Raw genomic sequence first — 21,980 nt, forward strand, 5'->3', positions numbered from 1 at the left:
ATTCATAAAACTATTTAACCACAAACTTATAGCCTAAACCGCGTAAGGTCTCGATGGCTTGCTTGCCCATCATTTTTCGCAACTTACGAATATAGACTTCAATAATATTACTTTCACGGTCATAATTTTGATCGGAAATACGGCTCAGTAACGTCTCTTTAGAAAAGACTTTATTGGGTTGTGACAGTAAAACTTTCGCTAAACGGAACTCGGTCAGGGTCAAATCGAAGCGCTCTGCGCCTACCGTCAGTTGTTTGCTGTCTAGATTCAGTTGAATATCGCCAACCGTCAGTATCTCCGCCCCATTATCGGGCCTTCTTAACAAGACCTCAATACGCGCCACCAGCTCTTCAAACTGAAACGGTTTGCCTAAATAATCATTGGCGCCTTTCTTCAGTCCTTCAACGCGCTCTTGCCAAGCATTACGTGCCGTCAAAATCAAGACGGGTGTCTGGGTATTGAGTGGCATTTCACCCTGTCTAAGCATTTCTAAAATGACCAGGCCTGGTCGTTTGGGTAAGCCAAGATCGAGCAAAACCAAATCATAAGCAAACTCTTTTAATGCATAACAACCCTCTTCGCCATCCAAAGCGACATCGACCAGATAATCCAGCGCCATCAATCTTTTTTGTAAATTTTCAACTAATAAAAGTTCATCCTCAATCAGGAGTATTTTCATTGCGGGTGTTCCATCCTTTAAAAATCCTCAGGTCGATTCAAATTAATCCACTGATCTGAATCCGTGTCATAGAATGCGATGGCTTGCACAGACTCGATATCCAGACTGGCTACCCAGCCTTTGATCGAACGTCGACCCTGCTGCAAGTAACTTTTTAAACTGGATTGTACGCTCGGTTTCATTGCTAGGTGCGTATATTGAAGATGCATTTCAATCTTTTCACTCGATGTTGTCAAGCGCTTAGCTACGGCTAGATCGGTCTTTTCAAGCAGGATGGATTCCGTCATTTTTTGGACGTAATTCTCCACTCTAAACGGGGCATCGACAGGCCAGGTTAACCAGGCCTGTTTCGGTTGAATCGTGGACGTTTGCATGACATTTAAAATGCCGGATAAAGGCCCTTGAAAGTCTTGTTTAGCATCGGTTATCACCGGATAACCGAGCCCTTGATAAGCTTCAATATTTTGATTGGCATTGATAATAATGGGGATGTCCGGGTTCAAGGCCGAGAGCTGCTCCGTTAAAGCCGTGATCAACGTTTGCCCTTGATAGTCCAGCCAACCTTTATCTTGCAAGCCCATACGACGACCTTGACCGCCGGCTAAAATAATCCAGGCAAAGTCAGGTTGTGGGTGAATCACTCGGTTGGTGGCTTGATCCATACCGATTTAGCTCGCCAAACGCTGTAACCAAAGCGATTCAGCTGTGGCAAAGGCTTCGCCCAAAGTGAGATTATCCAACGCCATTAAAGCCATTGCCAAGGTTTGAATCACGGCGGCTTGACCATAAGCATGTTCGGCTTTTCCCTGCCAAACGGCTAACAAGACATCTGTATCCAAACACTTATCGGTAGGATCAGAGTTCAAATAGGTCTTAGGCATAAAGAATGACCAGGCCTGGTCAATTGATGTAACCCGCTCGCCGTGATCGTCAAAGATATTCTCTACCATCTTAATTTCAGTCTTACGATCTGGGCGCACTTCAGCCTCCCCGCCATCGCCACAAAAAGAAGCGGTCATTTGATCATCTAATAACGCGGCCGACTGTTGGTGAATATCGTCGTAACCTTTATGAAAAACGCCATGCACACTTAAACGGGCGTTAAATGGGTTTAACATACGCGCTAATGAGTGAATAGGGGAACGTAAACCGAGTTCGTCACGATAATTCATCAAGGTTTTGATTTGCGGTGCAAAATCCTTGACATCTAAATAACAGAAACCGGAGGTTTCAATCATCGTCTTGGCCTTTGCTAAGGAGTCGGCCATTGGCCATCCTAATAACTCTGCGACTTCTTTGGTGTATAAACGGTTTGATTCATTACCAACCACACCGTGTAAAAAGACCTTATAACCTTTATCTTTCAAAATCGTTAACGCCAATATAAACCAAGGCAGTTGACGACGTTTGCCAGCATAGGTGCCCCAGTCTAAATCTACCTCACAGTTAGGTGCCTTCATGACGTCACGAATCGCCTGTAAAAAACCGGCGGCTTCTTCAGGGGTCTCTTCACGGACACGAATCAGCATTAAAAACGCCCCCAACTGCATCTCAGAAACCTGGCCTGCCAAAATCATCGACATCGCATCCTGGGCTTCTGCTTGCGTTAAGCTTCGACGGCGCTTTTGGCCACGGCCCACTGTTTGGATATAAAATTGAAAGGGTTTTGACTCTACTGTTTTGGATTCTGCTATTTTAATGTCATTTTTACTCATTTAAGCAACCTTTCGCGTACCTTAATAACCTCGCCCACAATCAACAGCGCAGGCGGCTTTACTAAATTATCTTCAATTGTGATGGCCAATTTTCCCAAGGTTGTAATCGTGACTTTTTGCTCTGGTGTTGTGCCTTTTTCGATAATCGCGGCGGGCGTCATGGCATCCATACCGTGTTCAAGCAGGCCTGCTTGGATTTTCGCGGCATTTTTGATCCCCATATAAAACACCATCGTATCGCCAGACTGTGCCAGACGGGCATAATCAACGCCCTCTGCACCCGCTTGTTGATGCCCGGTGATCAAGGAGACCGACTGAGAAAATTCGCGATGGGTTAACGGAAAACCGGCATAAGCAGAGCAGCCTGCCGCCGCGGTAATCCCTGGAACCACTTCAAATGGAATCCCATTCTTGACTAATAACTCCGCCTCTTCCGCACCACGACCAAAGATATAAGGATCGCCCCCTTTTAAACGCGCGACTCTTTTACCCTGTTTGGCAAGGTCAACCATCATCTGACTGATATCGATTTGCTGAACTTTATGCCATTTATCTTTTTTACCCACATAAATGCGCTCGGCTTCACGGCGTGCCATCTCCACGATTTCTGGCGCCACTAAACGGTCATAGAGAATCACATCGGCTTGCTGTAACAGACGTAGACCTTTAAAGGTCATTAAGTCTGGATCACCTGGGCCGGCTCCAATCAAATAGACTTCTCCCACTGGCAAGGCTTGACCTTCAGCCTTCACGGTATCGAGCTGTTGCTGTAAAACGACCTCTGCAGCTTCAATACGCCCCTGAACGGCTTTATCAATAAAACTGCTGTCTAACAACTTTTCCCAAAAGGCTTTACGCCCATCCAGATGACTAATTGTATCTTTAACTTTTTGACGATATCGACCCACTAACTCTGCTAGACGCCCAAAACCTGCAGGAATCAATGCCTCTAAACGGGCTTTCATTACCCGGGCTAACACCGGTGAGCGACCCCCGGTTGAAACCGCAATAATCATAGGTGATCGGTCAACAATGGCGGGTAAGATAAAATCACAATAGGCTGTTTGGTCGGCGACATTTACGGGGATTTTCTGTAACTGACAATAGTGATAAACCGCTTGATTCACCGCCTCATCATCCGTTGCTGAAATGACATATTTCGGTGGCGTTAGGTTGGCCATCGCTTCGACCGAAAAGGTGTCCATCTGCCAAACAATCTTGCCATGCGACAAGTGGAATTTCATCTCAGTCTTTAGTTCAGGCGCAATCACCGTGACAATCGCACCCGCCTTAATAAACAAATCGGCCTTACGAGCCGCGACTGCGCCGCCACCGATGATAAGGCAGTGCTGATCTTTAATATTGACGAATATCGGTAAATAATCCACGTAGAACCCTTGTGCTAAAAATTGACTAAGACCTTTGTATCAGTCAGAGCGTGCGAAAATAGTGGCATTTTAGCCTGATCGAATACCCTCAAGGGGCCGCGCTTCCGTTTAGAAAGGCGTGCCAAGACCTAAAATGTTTAGTTTATCCCTTAAACGATACGCGAGTTAATATTTTGACGAGTTTAAGCAACATATATACGGTGCCCTACTCGTTAGCAGATTCAATGAAACTTACCCGGCCTGAACAACACCAAAAGTGCCGTTTTTCGGTTAAAGTCCGGTTTAAATCCTTAATGAACAATGACGATAGTTTATACCTTAAATAAAAATAAGAGTAACATAGACAATAGCTAACCCATTGATATAAAATAAATAAAACCCAATCCATTACGCCTCAATAGTTTTGTTAGGGTTAAACTCAGGTTAGGAATTAACTTGCTTTACTGAGACCAAATCCCTAATCTGGAATTAAGGTAGCATTAGCCCCCTCTAATATCATTACAGAAGATGACGAGGTTATTATATGAAATGTCTAATAGCTCCAAAACCTTTAATTTGTAAGCAGGAGTTCAATCATGATGAAACGTAGATTATTTCTAAAAAACAGTTTAGCCACTGGTGCTGCGGTTGTTGCTGCAAACGCAGGTCTTCTAATCCCGACCACGGTTCTAGCGGACTGGAATAAAAAAGCCTTTACCGCCAAAACAACAGACGATGCACTCAGCAATCTATTTGGCTCGACCAATGCCACCGATTCTGGGGATATCATTCTTAAAGCACCTGCCATCGCAGAGAACGGAGCGGTAACGCCCGTAACGGTAGATGCCTCTAAAATGAATGGTGTTGAGTCCATTGCCATTTTAGCCATGAAGAACCCCCTCCCATTGGTTTGTGAATATACCTTTAGTGCTAATGCTGTGGGGTATGTTTCAACCCGAATTAAGATGGGACAAACAATGGATGTCGTAGCGATCGTGAAAGCCGGCGGCAAACTTTTTAAAGCAAAACAAGAAGTGAAAGTAACCATTGGTGGATGTGGCGGTTAGTGATCGTCAACAAACACTCTTAGGACTCAAACAAAATCAAAAGAAATGTGTAACGACATTTAAAGGAAAACATTATGACTATCAAAATCAGAATGCGTGGTAAATCAGCCAATGGTATTGCCGAAGTAAAGGCCCTTATTAAGCACCCAATGGAATCTGGGGTTCGCATGGATAAGAAAACAGGCAAGCCTTTCCCAGCGAAATTTATCGATACGGTGCAAATTATGGTCAATGGCACAAAAGCCATTGATGCTCAATGGTCAGGCGCGGTTTCAGCCAACCCTTACTTGGCCGTTAAAGTGAAAGCCAATGCTGGCGATAAAGTCACCATTGACTTAACCGATAATACCGGTGAAAAAGGGACCGGATCTATTACACTCAAGTAATATAAACATATATCATAAAAACACAAAAGCCCCAGTGATCAGGCCTGATCACTGGGGCTTTTTGCATGCTAAACGTGTAATAAATCCAAGAGCCTGACTCGCCCTCGCAGTATTTACTAAAGCAGCTCCACACCAAAATGGCGAAGCACCAGCGCGAACAAACCAAAGCAAACAACCGTGATAAACACGCAGGCCAACAAAGATGGCCAGAAACCGATTCGAGTAAGCAGCATCGGAAATATCAGGAACATTGGCAAGGTCGGTACAACATACCAAAACGTATACCACGCATGATTTGCAATTTTTTCTACGGGTTGGTTCTCAATATACAGCCAAATCAGTGTGAGAACGGTGACAAGGGGCAGCGCGGCCATAAATCCACCCAGTTTATCGCTGCGTTTTGCCAGTTCTGATACCAGCACCACGACAGCGGCCGTCAAAAAATATTTAGTAATAATCCAAGCCATGCTGACTCCTAAGGTCTAACGATCATTCGATATTCAAAACCAGATTATCAATGCACATTCGTCGATTTAAAATGCGATTTTATCATTAAAATCACAGTGCTTAAATACACTTTAACGTATTGTTATTCTGTACAAAACCTAAAGAATATCGCTTACTGAGGCTGACTGAATTTAGCCCATAAAAAAACCGACCAGGCCTGGTCGGTTTACACCTCATACAAAAAACAGATCTTACATAAGGTTATGTAATGTTTTGTCGATTTAAACCTACTCTTATTTTTGCTAAAGCATTCGTGATTTCACCTTTATTAGTATGCCAAATCGCACCACTGCTTAAAACAAAGGTTACCACTAACGTTAAAAGCATAAGATTGCCTGACAAATAGAGAAAAACGATCATACCGATGTTACTCATGTTTGGATCATCAGTCATGCCGTTTGAGATAGAGTAGCCGATCAGAAAGATCGTGCCGCAAATCAGATAAGCCATGAAGACAATTTTATTATGGCGTATCGCCAGTGACCAGTTAGCAATCACATACCAATGAGACTGATTGCTTGATTCGGCATCAGAAAGAAGCGATTTCCAGTACAGGTATTGAGCGAGCATAATACTGAGAGAAACTGTGGGAATAAGCCAAAACCAATGAAGAAGGTTAAGCTCAAATAAAATAACGAGTGCAAATAAATGAAAGACAATAATGTTCATATTAAAAATATTATGCGGCGTTTTAGCCCGTTTTTTGTGATTGTAATCTAAGACCTGTTCTGACATAAGATAGCTCCCCTATAAGATTCATCTTACATGCATGTTATAGCACGCTCTGGGAAAAGTCCATCAAATATATAAGATAATCCTTATATAATTCATCAAGTATCATGACGATGCTTTAGGGAACTTGATGTATTAAGCGAGATAAGAAGATAGAACAGAAGAATATTAATGGTATGTTCACGGGGTTCAGAACCCATTAATATCAAACTAAATCGACCAGGCCTGGTCACTTTCGGGGCTGAAGTTCACCTGTACGTCTAACCCTATGTGGCATGCCTCTTTTTGGTATGCATCCTTTTGTTAGGCTTGTATATCCGCCTTAAGCTTTCTGCCACCCGTTATTTCAAACCCATTATTTTGGTAAAAGCCTAATGTACTCTCAAATTCCGGTAATGGTGGAGTCGTTACCTCGATTCTATGCCAGCCTTTTTCTTTGGCAAAGTCAGTAACTTTATTGAGCAACTTCTGACCAACTGATTTTGAGCGCCAGCGTTCTTTGACATACAGTTCAGGCATTGTTCCATACGCGCCCTCAGCGTATAGAGCATAGCTTTCATACAATGAAACAAAACCCACCGTCTTGTTTGACTGCATATCTCTAGCAACAAAAACCCAATACTTTCCATTCGAAATTAAGTCATTAACGCGTTTTTCCGTTTCTAAACGATCAAAGTTAAAGGCTTTATGGTCAATTCTTTCCATTATTTCAGTCAAAAGCTCTCCAACCATCATTGAAAGATCATAATATTCATTCGGCTGAATGGAGCGTATTTCTATATTGGATGACATAAATTTCAGGCCTCTACTTCTATGAACCATTTCGGCTTTATTAGGTGTTGTAGGTATAAAATTGCCACGTACTTTTAGCGGTATTCAATGAATCATAAAGTGTTTGAGCTTGTTCGTTATCAGGCGCGGTAACCCACTGGAGTCTTGCAGCACCCTTCTCAGCCGCATAACCACGACAATGCTCTAACAGTTTTTTACCGACACCTTTACCGCGATGACTTGGTAATGTATAGAGATCGCTTAGCACAGCAACTTTGGCTGCAAGAGTGGACGTAAAGCTAAAGTAAACGGTGGCAAAACCAACGACACTTCCCGATTCACGAAAGATAAACTGACAGCCGGCTTGATTGGATTCACCAAACTGAGAAAAGAAGACCTCATTCTTTGAATCCGAAATTTCAGCAACCTTATAAAACTCTTGGTACAACCTTATTAAAGGAAGCACCTCTTTAAGGTTACTGCTTGATACTGGCTCGATCATATTATCCTCGGGAGAACTGAACGGTAAAGTGACATCGTAAACCAGATATTCTACCTATGCCAGCTTTATGTAAAACGACTTTTTGAGCAAACATGACCGCCCTATATAATCGACCAGGCCTGGTCACTAGAGCTTTTGGCATGATTAAGACAAGAGAGTCGTTTTCAAACAAGTCTAGTTCCATTGGTTTAATTAGCCTTTAATTAAAAATTATTACTCTGTCTCCGAACGCCTAAAGGTAAACTAGAAGAAATTCGTTAACTTGACTAACAGACCGACACATTAGGAAGGAATTTATGGAACATCATCACCATCACGATATCGATGCGATGGACGACCGGAAATTAGGTTGGGCCATTGCGATTAATATGCTGTTGACCTTGGCGCAAGTTATTGGCGGCATTGTCTCAGGCAGCTTGGCATTGATTGCCGATGCATTGCATAATTTTAGTGATGCAGCGTCGTTATTAATTGCATGGGTGGCACGTAAAATTGGTAGAAAACCAGCCGATCACTTTAAAACGTTTGGCTATAAACGAGCCGAAGTGATTGCAACGTTGATCAACCTCATTACCTTGGTCATTGTAGGCTTCTACTTAGTCTATGAAGCATTGTGGCGCATGTTTGAACCACAAATCATAGAAGGCTGGATGGTCGTGATCGTCGCCACCATTGCACTGGTTATTGATGTGGTCACTGCAATGCTAACCTATCGAATGTCAAAAAACAGCATGAACATTCGTGCCGCTTTTTTACATAATGTGTCGGATGCTTTGGCCTCTCTTGGGGTGATTATTGCAGGGACGCTTATTATTCTATATGACTGGTATTGGACCGATACCGCCTTAACGTTATTGATAGCAGCCTATGTGCTCTATCAAGCAGCGACCATGTTGCCTAAAACCATTCATATTCTGATGCAGGGCGCACCAGAGGGTATCGCTATTGAAGAAGTGATTCAGGTAATGGAAGCGGTCGAGGGCGTAAAAAATGTGCATCATGTTCATTTATGGCAACTTGATGAACACAAAAATGCCTTGGAAGCACATGTGGTGATTGAAGATATTGAACAGCTTGAATCCGTTAAAAACGCTTTAAAAACCTGTTTACAAACGCAATTTAATTTAATGCATTCGACACTGGAGTTTGAGATAAAACATTGTGATACGGCGTGTGTTTCAGTCATCAATTAGTTGTCCGTAAAGAAGGAGGTTGATTCCTTGTTTTTTGCTGGGTTTTTAATCTAATTTCTGATGTGGTTGAGAAGCCTGTTTATCTTCGTAATTCTTCATCGTTTTCCTTATTCGGCTTCCCGTCACTTTATTTGCTTGTCCAAATAAAGTAACCAAACAAAAGACACCCTGCTGACACCCTCTATTTCACTAAGCTTGTCCGCTGACATTCCCTAAACTCGCGTTCCGCTCAAACACAGGGAATGTTTAAACGCGTCCTTCACTAGCGCCCAACGGAAGTGCCCTTGGGGTATGAAAATGACGATTGCTTACAAAAGGGGAGGTTTTTCTACGTTGAATTGGTGTTTTACAGTCTATTTTTACTTGGGCTTTAAAACCGACCAGGCCTGGTCACTTTCAATATTAAGTTTATCAGAACGTTTAAACCCCATGCCGAAGTCCCCTTTGAAAGCAATCGTGCAATTCCCTTAACGAAATGAACATTTAAAAATCCCAGGTGTCTGAGTACCCCAAGGGCATTTGCTACGCGTGCACGAGCGAGTTCTGGGATTTCAGTGAATGAGTTTAGGGAATGCCGATTGATTGAGCGGGGTGTTTTTTTGTGCTTACTGGTTTTGACAGTAGTATGGACAAGCAAAATAGTCAGGGGAAGCCTTTATCGAAAATAAGGGTGAATTACAAATTTCAGAAAGGCTTCTCAATTGGTTGTTGAAATAAAAGGGTAGCGTCTCTCTTTTACCTAGGTACAGCAACTTGTTATACATTATTTACCGAATGCAACTTTGATAATGTTTCCAGGCCTAACCTCGTACCTTTTTTCCAATTTCCATTTTGGATTCTGCTTCCACTCGATACCATAATTTAAGCAAAAGCCAACACCACAATGACTTATGACACTTTGCTTTGCGCTAACACCAAATGCTTGAATACCTTCAGAAGAGAAACTTATATTTGTACCACCAATTGCGAAATTAATTTCAACGACAGTAATCGGAAACTTAAACTCAGTGCTTACATTAGGAGAAATATTAAATTTTACTTGAAGATCGATTTCATTAATCACTTCTGAAAATTTTAAATATAAATAATCCCCATTATTGTAAGTGGCCTCTAGCTCTTTACCTTGAGGAGGGGTGCGTAGGTCTAATGGTTCACCAATGTTCTCCCAAGAATTTTCTTCGATTATAATTCTTTCTTCGGGTAATAAAGAAAGCATACAAACACTAAGTCTTTGGTAACCCTCAGAATCTCTCTTGAACGAAACCACGTTATGACCATCGATTTGAACAGCTATTGGAGTTTCGTAAAATAAGTTTCCTCCAACTACCGAAAGTAAATCTCGCCTCAACCAATCAAGATTACCTTGCACGCTCTTCGAATGAACTTTATTCTTTTTGAAGGCATGTAATTGTTCATTAGTATAAGCACTTCCATCAGCTTTTTTATGGTGTTGTGCACAGAGAGCAATCATGCCATCTGGATTGTTATGAGGAGTAATGTGAACTGGTGGATCAAAATGATGATACTCCAAATATGGATTGCCACAATCTCGAACAGGGCAACCAAAACCGACTTCAGTGCGTAGGATCTCTTTAACCTTTTTAGGAATCGACGTCCTCTTTGCCATTGTGCCCCCCATATGTATAACTATAATCAGCCATCCTAAACTAGATACTCTACGTATACCACCTTTATACAAAACACAGCTTTATCATTTATTACAGCCATAAAAAAACCCACCAGGCCTGGTAGGTTTAATATTTAAAACCAACGAATCAAAACGTAACTACAAAAGCCGATTTCAGCGATTTCTCCATAGTTTAGACACCGCTCTATCACTGCCCAAACCTGCAACGATTAAACACAGCAGACCAATCGAGCCAAACAAAATGATCGGCAACAAAGTGGCCATGGCATTGAGTTGGATTGCGAAGAAAATTCCAACGCTGGTTACCCCTAAAAACAAGAAGCCCATCACCATTAATATTTTACGATGCGAAGGACTGTAGCTGTATTCTGAACCATCGTCTGGTGCTTCAAACAAATTCAGAATCGGTGCAAAAATCTTTAATAGAGTCGGTTTCATATTATCTCGTATGTTATTTAATTTCAGCCGCCAAAATCTGAAGGTTAAAAGGATTAGGTTATTAGAGATTAGAGATTAAAAAGCTCAGACTCAATTTGTAGTTCAAAACCAACCAGGCCTGGTCATTTTATGGAATTTACTGCATAAAAATGACAATGTTTATGTGAATTCAAGAATCTTTAAAACTTCATGCCTTCGCGTCTTCGTGGTTCAACGCCTCTTAAACGCTATTTCAATTCAGTCGCCAGCTCTGTCGCTAAGATTTCAGTCAATTCAGGCAGACAAGAACCACAATTGGTTCCGGCTTTTAGGGCTTGGCCGATGGCTTCTACCGAAATCAGTTTATCTTTATCAATGGCTTCGATGATGGTGTTGATGCCGATTCCGAAACAAGAACAGATGGTTTTACCTTCGTCTTTGGCACCCGATTGTTGACCGGCTAATAGACTTAAACGGGTTTTGGCATCGAGTTCCTCTTTGGTGAACAGACTGCCTAACCAGCCTCTAGGCGGCAGTTCGGTGGTCGGCGCGATAAACACAACGGATTGTAATTGTCCGTCTGTTATATGTGCGGCACGATAGCGTTGACCTGCGGTGTCGGCATAATCGAGTAACTCGCCTTTTGAACCTAAAATATTTTTTGACCAGGCCTGGTAACTTTCAATCGGTTGTTCGCCCGCAATCTCGTAACGATAGAACTGTTTGCCTTTTATTTTAACCCAGTATTCTAAGCCTTCAGTCTCAATCGGCTCACGACTTAAGATAAAGCCATGCCATTTTGCTTGATAGGCTTCGATTTTAACGGGACTGTGTTTTGACTCTGGCTGACCAGAAAGCGGATCGCCGACGGCTTGCACTAAGACATCCACTCGGCCGTGGCTCGAATACTGTGCTGTCCAATGGATTGGCATAAAGACACTGCCAGGACGACCTGTGTCGGTGACATCGACCCGTGCAATGACGATTTTGTCTTGACCCAGTGGACTGGTTAATTTCGCGAGTTCACCGTGTACTAGCTCATATCGTCGGGCATCTTTTGGATGAATACTCACATAGGCTTCATCTTTATGCGCCATCAACTTTGCCGTTTTGGCGGTACGCGTCATGGTATGCCATTGGTCACGTACTCGGCCGGTATTCAAGATTAACGGGAATGCTTGCGTGGTTGGATGCACCGGCGCACGCGGTGTAATCGGGATAAACTGCGCTTTGCCACTGGCCGTGAAGAATTTACTATCGGTAAACATGCGTTTGGTGCCGTGTGGGTTTTGAGCATTCAGCGGCCACTGGAATGGCTGCATCGCTGAATACTCGCCTTCGGTAATCTCATCTAACAGCGAGATATCAAAGTCACGTGATCCATTGTTTTCAAAACCTGAAAGCGCGGCATGTTCTCTAAAGATATCCGCTGCCGTTTGATAATCAAATGCTTTAGTAAAGCCCATCTTCAAAGCGACTTGCGACAAAATCCACCAATCGGCTTTGGCATTTTCCGGGCCGTCCATAAATTTGCGTTGGCGCGAGACGGTTCTATCGGAGTTGGTGACTGAACCATCGGTTTCGCCCCACGTCAGTGCAGGCAGTAAAACATCCGCCACCAGGGTGGTATCGGTCGCTTGAACACAGTCGGAGACCACCACCATTTCACAGGCTAACAGGGCTTTTTTGACGGCATCGGCATCCGGCATAGAGACTACGGGATTGGTGTTCATAATCCAGATGGCTTTGATGGTGCCGTCGGCCACCGCATTGAACATCTCAATGGCTTTAAGACCGTTTTCTTGAGCCATGTTTTCGGCTTGCCAAAAACGCGAAACCTTATCGATATTTTCAGGGTCATTAAAGTCCATATGGGCGGCTAACTGATTGGCTAGACCACCGACCTCTCGACCGCCCATCGCATTCGGTTGACCGGTAATGGAGAAAGGCCCACAGCCCTCTTTACCCACACGTCCGGTGGCTAAATGGCAGTTGATAATGGCATTGGATTTATCCACCCCCGATGAAGACTGGTTAACGCCTTGCGAATACAGGGTGACCATTTTGGGTCTGGAAATACACCAATCGAAAAACTTTACCAGATCATCTTCGTCTAACTCACACTGTTCGGCGACCGCATGCAGACAATCTTGGGCTTCTTCGGCCTTAGCCAACGTCGCTTCAAAGCCCTCTGTATGGAATTTGATAAACTCACCATCCAACACACCCGCCTGTGCAAACTGCGACAGCAAGCCGTTGAATAACACGGCATCGGTGCCTGGCTTTAACGCTAAATGTAAATCGGCAATATCACAGGTCGCGGTTTTACGAGGATCCACTACGACAATTTTCATCTCTGGACGACGACGTTTTTCGGCGGCAATGCGCTGATAAACAATCGGGTGCGCCCAGGCGGCATTAGAGCCGACCAAGATAATGAGATCGGCTAACTCTAAATCTTCATAAGAACAGGGAACGGTATCGGAACCAAACGCCCGTTTGTAACCGACCACGGCCGATGCCATACACAAACGCGAGTTAGTATCGATATTGGCGGTGCCCATAAAGCCTTTAATCAGCTTATTGGCGACATAATAATCTTCGGTTAAAAACTGCCCCGACACATAAAACGCCACGGCTTGCGAACCATGTTCTTTTATCACCGATTGAAATTTATCGGCCACGGTTGCTAGAGCAGAATCCCAGCTGACCACTTGACCGTTAACTTGAGGCTCCAGCATACGGCCATCAAAATCAACCGTTTCACCCGCAGAAGACCCTTTGACACACAAACGACCGTAATTGGCGGGATGTCTTTCCGAGCCAATCACTTTTACTTCGTAGGATGAAATCCCCGTTGCAGGCGTGTTATCTGGATTTTCAGCCATTTTAGGTGAAATATCCATGCCACAGCCAACCCCACAATAAGGGCAGGTGGTTTGGATAATTTTATTTTCTGACAGGGTCGTGGACATGGACGTATACATGGACATAGTGCACAGCTTTTTTTAGAGTGTTTCAGTTGAATCGAATAGGGTTTGCACCAAGCTCGGTTTTAGAGCTTTACAAACACTTGGTTATTTTCGATTTTGGTTTCATAGCTTGGGATAGAAACCCCTTCTACATCCAAACACACACCGGTTTTTAAGCTGTAGTGCTGCTTTTTCAACGGTGCAGCGACCATTAACTCACCTTTTAAGTCGCCAATCATGCCACGAGACATAACATTAGCTTTACCAATTGGGTCGTAATTATTTAACGCATAGACAGCATCGTTAATATAGAACAAAGCGACTTGGGTGCCGTTTATCAATGCGGCCACCCCAGAGTTTTTAACTAAATCATCTATTGAACAAACTTGTACAAAATCACTCATTTTCTTTTCCTTTTAAAACTTTTTGAACCACGAAGGCTCGAAGGTTTGATTGGTTTAACCCAACAGACATTGTGTCATTTCTTGATGAAAAATCAGGGGCTTATAGCGAGCCTACTTTTAATCTTTCTTCGTGCCTTCGTGTCTTCGTGGTTAACTCAGCTGTTTAAGCAATCTGTTTAATTTCAACGGCGATGCCTGATAACTTTTCAGCTTCGGTCGCAGGACGGATTTGACCACGTTCTTGCACGAATAACTGCTCTGCAGGCGTTTCAACATTGACGAATGAGCGGAAACGTTTGATGAACTCTGGGTTCTCAATCGCTGTTTTCCAGTCACACTTATACGTCTGGTGTAAGGCTTGCATTTGCGCTTCTAGCTCGTCGCCCATGCCCAGTGAATCATTGATAACAACGTCCTGAACATACGATAAACCACCTTCCATATTATCCATCCAAGTCGCCGTACGCTGTAGTCTGTCGGCTGTTTTAATGTAGAACATTAACAGTCTATCAACATACTTAAAAACTTGTTCTTTGGTTAGGTCTGTGGCGAACAGGTCTGCGTGGCGAGGCTTCATGCCGCCGTTACCGCAGACAAATAAGTTCCAACCGTTCTCAGTTGAGATAAGGCCAATGTCCTTTGCTTGTGCTTCAGCACACTCACGGGTACAGCCTGAAACCCCCATTTTGATTTTATGCGGTGAACGTAAGCCTTTATAGCGATCTTCTAATTCAATCGCCATGGTGACGGAATCGTCTAAACCATATCGACACCAAGTCGAACCGACACAAGACTTAACGGTACGTAACGCTTTAGCATAAGCCTGTCCAGATTCAAAACCAGCATCAATTAACTCTTTCCAGATGGCCGGCAGATCATTCATTTGAGCACCGAACAGGACGATACGCTGACCACCATTAATCTTAGTGTACAGCTTATAGTCTGTGGCAACTTGACCTAAAACAATCAGTTTTTGAGGCGTAATTTCGCCCCCAGGCACACGTGGAATAACCGAGTAAGTTCCGTCTTTCTGCATATTACCAAGGTAGTTATCGTTGGTATCCTGCAGAGCCACCTTATCGGCTTCTAAAGCATATGAGTTCCAAAGCGAAGCAAAGATACTACCCGCAGCCTGTTTACAGACTTCACAACCACAGCCTGTACCGTGAGACGCGATGAGGGTGTCAAAGTCTTTAATCTCTTCAACCTGACAGATATGGTAAAGCTCTTGACGCGTATGGCCAAAGTGTTCACAGATATCGGTATTGACTTCCACACCGCGTTTTTCTAATTCGTTATTGAGTACGTTGGTGACTAACTGCACACAGCCGCCACAGCCCGTTCCGGCTTCAGTAGTGGCTTTAATGTCAGACATAGTACAACAGCCGCCTTCCACCGCGCTGATAATATCGCCTTTTGAAACGTCATAACAAGAACACAGCTGCGCGGTGTCCGGCAAAGCATCCGGACCAAACAGATCCGCACCGCTGCCATCACGATTAGGCAGAATCAACATATCTGGATGCTCTGGTAGATCCATGTCGTTCAACATGATCTGTAATAGATTACCGAAATCTTCAGCATCACCCACCAAGACGGCGCCTAATAGTTTCTTACCATCCGCGGTGACGACAATCTTTTTATAAATCTCTTCTGGGCCATTTTCATAGACATAAGAGAGTGCATTTTCATCACTGCCATGCGGATCACCAATAGAGGCCACATCAATGCCCATCAGTTTCAACTTGGTGCTCATATCTGCACCTTCAAAACTGCCTGGATTGGCATTTAACAGATTCACAACAACTTGTGCCATGGCATAACCAGGTGCTACCAGACCGTAAATCATGCCGTCATGCAGGGCACACTCACCAATTGCAAACACATCTGGGTCATTGGTTTGACAGTGATTATCAATCTGAATCCCACCACGTGGGCCAAGCTCTAAACCGACTTTTCCGCCCAAATCATCGCGCGGACGAATCCCGGCTGAAAACAGAATCATATCGGTTTCCAGTGATTCACCATCGGCGAAGACCATCTTATTCATACAGTTTTCGCCATCGATGATTTCCGTGGTGGCTTTGCTGTTATGCACGGTCACACCCAGGTTTTCAATTTTGCGTTTCAGCAGTGCCGCACCGCCTTCATCTAACTGCACTGGCATTAAGCGCGGTGCGAATTCGACAACATGAGTTTCTAGCCCTAAATCGACGAGCGCTTTCGCGGCTTCTAATCCAAGCAGACCACCACCGACAACGACGCCGACTTTACCTTTGGCCGCCGTGTCTTTCATGGCCTCTAAATCTTCAATGGTTCGGTAGACCAAACAGCCTTCGCGCTCATTGCCTTTAATGGGTGGCACAAACGGATAAGAACCGGTCGCCATAATCAACTTGTCATAAGCGATCGTGACACCTGCCTCAGAAGTCACTGTTTTAGCCGTACGATCTATATCCACGGCTTTATCATTTAGATAAACGGTAATGCCATTCTGCTCATAAAAACCAGGTTTCACTAAAGAGAGGTCTTCAGCGGTTTTCCCTGAAAAATAAGAAGAGAGGTAAACACGATCGTAAGCTAGGCGAGGTTCTTCGCAAAAAGTATGCACCTCAAAGTTATCGTAGCCTTCGCTGGCGACTAGTTTCTCGATGAAGTTATGACCCACCATCCCGTTACCGATAACGACTATTTTTTGCTTACTCATGCGACTGCTTCCTTTTCTGCCTTTTTGTCTGACGAAGGCTGAAAACCTTCGCCAAATACTAATGTATCTCGATAAGCAGACATATCATTCTGCGTTACCAAATTATCAAATATCCAATTAGAGCCAGTGACATCACCAAACATCACTGCACCCTGAATTTTGTTGTTTTTCAAAACAATCTTGCGATAGATGTTTTGACTTAAATCTTGATAGACCAGGGATTCTGCATCCTCTGAATCTTCGAACTCCCCTGCTGAAAACAAGCTAATACCCGTCACTTTTAACTTGGTAGAGATAAAACTGCCTTGATAAGCGGACGGTTTACCCGCCAAGGTCTCAGCTAAGACTTGAGCCTGCTCATAGAGAGGTGCCACCAAACCGTAGAGCAAACCACGATGTTCAACACACTCGCCTAAGGCATAGATGCTCTCAGCAGACGTTTCCAGTTGGTCATTGACGATAATGCCGTGGTTGAGCTGTAAACCAAGCTTGTTGCCCACCCCCACATTGGGACGAATTCCGACCGCCATCACCACTAAATCAGCCTCAAGGACTTGGCCATCTGCTAATTTCACACCGGTGACACAGGTGTCACCTAAAATTTCAGCGGTATTGGCTGACATGGCAAACTTCATGCCTTTATCTTCAAGGCTTTTTTGCAACAACTCTCCAGAAACGGCGTCCATTTGCATATTCATTAGGACGTCGCCGCGATGTACCACCGTGACGTCCATGCCGCGAATCATTAAACCATTGGCCGCTTCAAGGCCTAATAGCCCACCACCAATGACCACTGCTGACAGTTTTTTATGCGGTTGCTGTTGATCTGCATCAGAAACGTCGAGCATGATTTTGACATCACGCGTATCTCTAAACGTCACCACACCTGGTAAATCCGCGCCTGAAACAGGAATGACAAAAGGTTTTGAACCCGTGGCAATTACCAATTTATCGTAAGAATAGACAGCGCCTAAATCCGTGGTGACGGTCTTAGCGTGTTGATCGACATCAACAACCTCAGTACTGGCTTGCAGATGAACATCGCGTTCTTCAAACCAGTCATGATCGTGGGTCATTATTTCGGGTAGGGTTTTCTCGCCAGAAAGTACTGGAGAAAGCATAATGCGGTTATAACCACCGGTCGGTTCTTTATTAAAGACACGGATATCGTAAGTATCAGGCGCTTCATGTAATAGGCGTTCGATAAATCGCGCACCGACCATGCCTGAACCGATAAGAATCAGTTTTTGCTTCATTGCATTCCTCAGACTGGCATTCAAATTTAGCGCTTCTAATAAGCAAAAGTCTAAAGTAATGAATCCAAATGGTTAAGTTTTGCTAGGTAATAACAACTTCTATGCCAGTTTTATTTTTAATAATTTTTATATTTATTATCAACAACTTAGAACTAAATACCAATGCTCGACAGACATCAGACCACTCTTAACGCACCAATGAAGATACATAAACGCACCGATTTGACAGAACAACCCCCCACTTGAGGACACAATACCCGCCCAAAAACGCCTAATTAATTGATATATCTATATTTATTGGAAGTGGCACGAATGGTTCTTTAAGAGACAGGATTCACTTATAAATACACTGAGGTATTAAGATGTCGGCCAATGATGGTAAATTCAACTTACTTTCCTTTTCAGGAAACTCTCGCATACTGCACTTAACGTGGTTTGCCTTCTTTATGTCTTTTGTGGTCTGGCTAGGTTTAGGACCCATGATGCCTTTTATTCAAGAAGCGCTCGGCTTAACCAATCAACAAGCAAAAGTCCTGCTGATTCTAAACGTCGCCATGACAATCCCTGCTCGAATTGTGGTGGGTATATTGGTCGATAAGTACGGACCTAAAATCATGTACGCCTCTATTCTCATCTTAGGGGGATCCGTCAGTATCGCATTTGCATGGGCTCAGACTTATGAACAACTGGCATTATTAAGATTCTTATCGGGTTTCATTGGAGCGGGTTTTGTGGTCGGCATTCGCATGATCTCTGAATGGTTTCCTGCAAAGCAAACGGGAATTGCACAAGGGATTTACGGTGGTTGGGGTAACTTTGGTTCTGCGGGTGCCGCGATGACTTTACCGTTTATTGCGGTCTCAATGGGTGATGTGGACGGTTGGCGTTATGCGATTACCTTCGCCAGTATTGCAGCGATGGTATACGGTGTCATTTACTTCTTCAGTGTCTCGGATACACCTAAAGGCTCAACGTATTTTAAGCCAAAGAAAACCGGTGCGATGGAAGTGACCTCTAAGGGTGATTTGATTTTATACATTGTTATGAACATCCCTTTATACCTTGCTTTAGCCGTTTTAACCTGGAAGCTTTCTCCCGAAAAAATGGGCTTGATTACCACGGAAACAACCCTGGCGATCTATGCTGCTTTAGTTGGAACTTATGCATTACAAGTCTGGAAAATTTGGCAAGTCAACAAGCATATTTTGTCAGCGCCGGTGCCAGAACTACACCGTTATAAATTTAAGCAAGTTGCGATTTTAGACTGGGCTTATTTAGTCACCTTCGGTACCGAATTAGCGGTTGTTTCTATGCTAGCGATGTTCTATGTCTCCTGGTTCGAACTGCCTAAAATCACCGCCGCCTTACTCGCCGGTATCTATCCCTTCATCAACCTAGTGGCACGTCCTGGTGGCGGCTGGATCAGTGATAAAGTCGGACGTCGTAAAACCTTATTGGTGGTTTTCACAGGAATTGCTGCCAGCTTCTTGTTTTTAGGGACGGTAGATAACACATGGTCAGTTGAGTTTGTGGTCGGTATCACCATCATCGCGGGCATCTTTTCTAAAGCAGGTTCAGGCGCTGTCTATGCGATGGTCCCTTTGATTCAACGTCGCATGACGGGGCAAATCGCAGGCATGGCAGGGGCATATGGTAACGTCGGTGCAGTCATGTTCCTGACGGTCAATAGCTTAGTCGACTATGATGTATTTTTCTTAGTGATTGGCGTTGTCGCGGCATTTGTCTTAACACTGATTATCTTCTTCCTAGAGGAGCCTGAAGGTCAAATGACTGAAGTGATGCCGGATGGTACCGTACAAATGATTGATGTAAAATAATCGTTGAGTTAATCTAACTCGATCTACAACAGAAAGGCCAGGTTGCGAATGCCACCTGGCTTTTTTCATCTCTAGCAAAGAGGTTCTGAATGGCTTTATCTTTAATCATCCGTGCGGGGTTTCACACAACGGCTGGCATTAAACCTGAAAATCAAGACTCTGTGAATTATTGCATTCCGCGAGACAGTGCCCTAGATTTTAAAGGCGCTGTTGCTGTTATTGCCGATGGTGTCAGCAGCAGTGAAGCAGCTAAGCAGGCCAGTGAAACAGCCGTCAAAAGCTTTATTCAAGACTATTACTCGACGCCTGATACTTGGAGCACCAAAAAATCTTGTCAGCAGATCATTAGCTCGATCAACAGCTGGCTCTACAAGCAGGGCAGTAGCCAAGCATCCGATCTTAAAGGATGGGTCACGACATTTGATGCGATTATTTTTAAATCGACCACCGCTTATCTTTTACACATTGGCGACTCTCGTGTGTACCGCTTTCGCCAGGGCGAATTAAAACTTCTGACGAAAGACCATATTACCTGGCTTAACAAGGACCGCAGTTATCTGAGCCGAGCTTTAGGGGTAGACACCTCTTTGCAAATCGATTTTAAAGCCGAAGCTCTCGAGCAAGATGATCTATTTCTACTCACAACGGATGGCGTGCATGATTTCATCACCGACGATGTCATGATCCAACATTTAAGCTCTAATGGTTCGGAAACTGAAATGGCGCAGAGATTGGTTGAAAAAGCCATTGCCAATCAATCCAATGACAACCTCACCGCGCAAGTGATTCGCATCAAGCAGTTACCGAATGAGACGAAGGATGAAGTCTATAACAAATTGTCACAACTGCCGTTCCCACCGGAGCTCGAACCCGGGATGAAAATCGACGGTTATGAAATCACCCAAGAGCTCAATTTATCTGCACGCAGCCAAATCTACTTGGCTAAAGATCTCGAAACAGGCAAGGAGTTGGTCCTTAAGACGCCATCACAAAACTACAGCGATGACCCTTGGTATTTGGATGGTTTTGTCAGAGAGGAGTGGATTGGCCAACGCCTATCGCACCCAGGCCTGATGAAAACGTATCGCTCGAATCGTCCTAAACAGTTTCTCTATTTTACAACCGAATACATCAAGGGACAGACCGTTAGTCAATGGATTATTGACCACCCTAACCCACCGTTGAAACAGGTGCGAGACTATATTGAACAGCTTGCCAGTGCATTACGTAGCTTGCACCGCCAAGATGTGATTCATCAGGATTTGAAGTCCGATAATGTCATGATTAACAGTGCTGATCGTATTAAGGTCATTGACTTTGGTGCTGTCCATGCGGCAGGCCTGGCGGAACTGGCCAGCGTATTGGAACGACAGCAACCAGAAGGCACGCTTAACTATACAGCGCCCGAGTATATGATGGGCGAACGCGCTGGCAAAAATGCCGATCTGTTCTCGCTTGGGGTCATCACTTATGAGATGCTCACAGGAAAATACCCCTTTAAAGAGCAGAGCATTCATAAATTCCAGTTAAAAAACTACAGTCACATGTCGTATATTTCAGTGCGCCACTATCGCCCTGACTTGCCCGAGTGGGTTGATAGTACGCTTAAAAAAGCCTGTGCGCCCGATCCAAGTAAACGCTATCAACTGCTCTCTGAGTTCTTGCATGACTTAAGCACTCCGAAAGAGAGTCAATATGAAGAGGCTTTCAAACCGCTATTGGAACGCAATCCGTTACTCTTTTGGAAAGCCACCACACTCTTGTCTTTCGTCTTCAACATTAGCCTATTGATTTACTTCCTTCACTAGAGATTGCTATG

The 21,980-nt window shown here is 44.0% G+C and carries 19 protein-coding genes; 5 read left to right on the forward strand and 14 right to left on the reverse strand.

Going from position 1 to position 21,980, the window contains the following annotated elements; genetic code table 11:
• Positions 1–10 precede the first annotated feature (10 nt).
• Genes F612_RS0108865 through cysG form a run of 4 tightly spaced genes read right to left on the reverse strand, consistent with a single transcriptional unit; the run spans position 11 to position 3,782 of the window.
• Positions 11–679 (reverse strand): response regulator transcription factor, encoded by a 669-nt coding sequence (locus F612_RS0108865; protein WP_019557412.1) that lies wholly within the window; start codon positions 677–679, stop codon positions 11–13.
• A gap of 17 nt (positions 680–696) precedes the next feature.
• Positions 697–1,341 carry a molybdenum cofactor guanylyltransferase gene (locus F612_RS0108870; RefSeq protein WP_019557413.1) on the reverse strand — a complete coding sequence of 215 codons (645 nt, stop codon included), beginning with the start codon at positions 1,339–1,341 and terminating at the stop codon, positions 697–699.
• A gap of 6 nt (positions 1,342–1,347) precedes the next feature.
• Positions 1,348–2,394 (reverse strand): glycosyl transferase family protein, encoded by a 1,047-nt coding sequence (locus F612_RS0108875; RefSeq protein WP_019557414.1) that lies wholly within the window; start codon positions 2,392–2,394, stop codon positions 1,348–1,350.
• Positions 2,391–3,782: a siroheme synthase CysG gene (cysG, locus tag F612_RS0108880; RefSeq protein ID WP_019557415.1), complete on the reverse strand. Its 1,392-nt coding sequence runs from the start codon at positions 3,780–3,782 to the stop codon at positions 2,391–2,393. Before cysG ends, F612_RS0108875 begins: the two co-directional genes overlap by 4 nt.
• Before the next feature lie 578 nt (positions 3,783–4,360).
• Between cysG and soxY the strand changes: the two genes are divergently transcribed.
• Positions 4,361–4,828 (forward strand): thiosulfate oxidation carrier protein SoxY, encoded by a 468-nt coding sequence (soxY, locus tag F612_RS0108885; protein ID WP_026329706.1) that lies wholly within the window; start codon positions 4,361–4,363, stop codon positions 4,826–4,828.
• Positions 4,829–4,902: 74 nt separating this feature from the next.
• Positions 4,903–5,214: a thiosulfate oxidation carrier complex protein SoxZ gene (gene soxZ, locus F612_RS0108890; RefSeq protein WP_019557417.1), complete on the forward strand. Its 312-nt coding sequence runs from the start codon at positions 4,903–4,905 to the stop codon at positions 5,212–5,214.
• A 116-nt stretch (positions 5,215–5,330) separates the two neighbouring features.
• On the opposite strand, the gene F612_RS0108895 is transcribed toward soxZ, so the two are convergent.
• From F612_RS0108895 to F612_RS0108910, 4 genes are all read right to left on the reverse strand, one after another.
• Complete coding sequence (locus tag F612_RS0108895) at positions 5,331–5,681, reverse strand: DUF3147 family protein (protein ID WP_019557418.1); 351 nt, start codon at positions 5,679–5,681, stop codon at positions 5,331–5,333.
• Between the two features lie 241 nt (positions 5,682–5,922).
• On the reverse strand, positions 5,923–6,456 hold the full coding sequence (locus F612_RS0108900) for a hypothetical protein (RefSeq protein WP_019557419.1): 534 nt from the start codon (positions 6,454–6,456) through the stop codon (positions 5,923–5,925).
• Between the two features lie 300 nt (positions 6,457–6,756).
• Positions 6,757–7,245, reverse strand: coding sequence for a GNAT family N-acetyltransferase (locus F612_RS0108905; protein WP_033394635.1), 489 nt, complete (start codon positions 7,243–7,245; stop codon positions 6,757–6,759).
• A gap of 40 nt (positions 7,246–7,285) precedes the next feature.
• The gene (locus tag F612_RS0108910; RefSeq protein WP_019557421.1) at positions 7,286–7,726 is read right to left on the reverse strand and encodes a GNAT family N-acetyltransferase; all 441 of its coding nucleotides are present in this window, start codon (positions 7,724–7,726) and stop codon (positions 7,286–7,288) included.
• Positions 7,727–8,022: 296 nt separating this feature from the next.
• Between F612_RS0108910 and F612_RS0108915 the strand changes: the two genes are divergently transcribed.
• Positions 8,023–8,919: a cation diffusion facilitator family transporter gene (locus tag F612_RS0108915; protein WP_019557422.1), complete on the forward strand. Its 897-nt coding sequence runs from the start codon at positions 8,023–8,025 to the stop codon at positions 8,917–8,919.
• 763 nt (positions 8,920–9,682) lie between these two features.
• On the opposite strand, the gene F612_RS0108920 is transcribed toward F612_RS0108915, so the two are convergent.
• The 6 genes from F612_RS0108920 to F612_RS12490 form a co-directional block, all read right to left on the reverse strand.
• Positions 9,683–10,546, reverse strand: coding sequence for a hypothetical protein (locus F612_RS0108920; protein ID WP_019557423.1), 864 nt, complete (start codon positions 10,544–10,546; stop codon positions 9,683–9,685).
• 174 nt (positions 10,547–10,720) lie between these two features.
• Positions 10,721–11,005 carry a hypothetical protein gene (locus F612_RS0108925; protein ID WP_019557424.1) on the reverse strand — a complete coding sequence of 95 codons (285 nt, stop codon included), beginning with the start codon at positions 11,003–11,005 and terminating at the stop codon, positions 10,721–10,723.
• Between the two features lie 227 nt (positions 11,006–11,232).
• Positions 11,233–13,977: a nitrate reductase gene (locus tag F612_RS0108930; protein ID WP_019557425.1), complete on the reverse strand. Its 2,745-nt coding sequence runs from the start codon at positions 13,975–13,977 to the stop codon at positions 11,233–11,235.
• 62 nt (positions 13,978–14,039) lie between these two features.
• The gene (gene nirD / locus F612_RS0108935) at positions 14,040–14,360 is read right to left on the reverse strand and encodes a nitrite reductase small subunit NirD (RefSeq protein ID WP_019557426.1); all 321 of its coding nucleotides are present in this window, start codon (positions 14,358–14,360) and stop codon (positions 14,040–14,042) included.
• A 163-nt stretch (positions 14,361–14,523) separates the two neighbouring features.
• The gene (nirB, locus tag F612_RS0108940) at positions 14,524–17,067 is read right to left on the reverse strand and encodes a nitrite reductase large subunit NirB (RefSeq protein WP_019557427.1); all 2,544 of its coding nucleotides are present in this window, start codon (positions 17,065–17,067) and stop codon (positions 14,524–14,526) included.
• Positions 17,064–18,323, reverse strand: coding sequence for an NAD(P)/FAD-dependent oxidoreductase (locus tag F612_RS12490; RefSeq protein WP_019557428.1), 1,260 nt, complete (start codon positions 18,321–18,323; stop codon positions 17,064–17,066). Before F612_RS12490 ends, nirB begins: the two co-directional genes overlap by 4 nt.
• Before the next feature lie 362 nt (positions 18,324–18,685).
• Between F612_RS12490 and F612_RS0108950 the strand changes: the two genes are divergently transcribed.
• Together F612_RS0108950 and F612_RS0108955 are read left to right on the forward strand one after the other, a co-directional pair.
• Entirely contained in the window at positions 18,686–20,161 is a 1,476-nt protein-coding gene (locus F612_RS0108950) for a NarK family nitrate/nitrite MFS transporter (protein ID WP_019557429.1), read from the forward strand.
• A gap of 89 nt (positions 20,162–20,250) precedes the next feature.
• Positions 20,251–21,969 (forward strand): bifunctional protein-serine/threonine kinase/phosphatase, encoded by a 1,719-nt coding sequence (locus tag F612_RS0108955; RefSeq protein WP_019557430.1) that lies wholly within the window; start codon positions 20,251–20,253, stop codon positions 21,967–21,969.
• Positions 21,970–21,980: the final 11 nt, after the last annotated feature.

Source organism: Thiomicrorhabdus arctica DSM 13458 (assembly GCF_000381085.1).
Taxonomy (GTDB): domain Bacteria; phylum Pseudomonadota; class Gammaproteobacteria; order Thiomicrospirales; family Thiomicrospiraceae; genus Thiomicrorhabdus; species Thiomicrorhabdus arctica.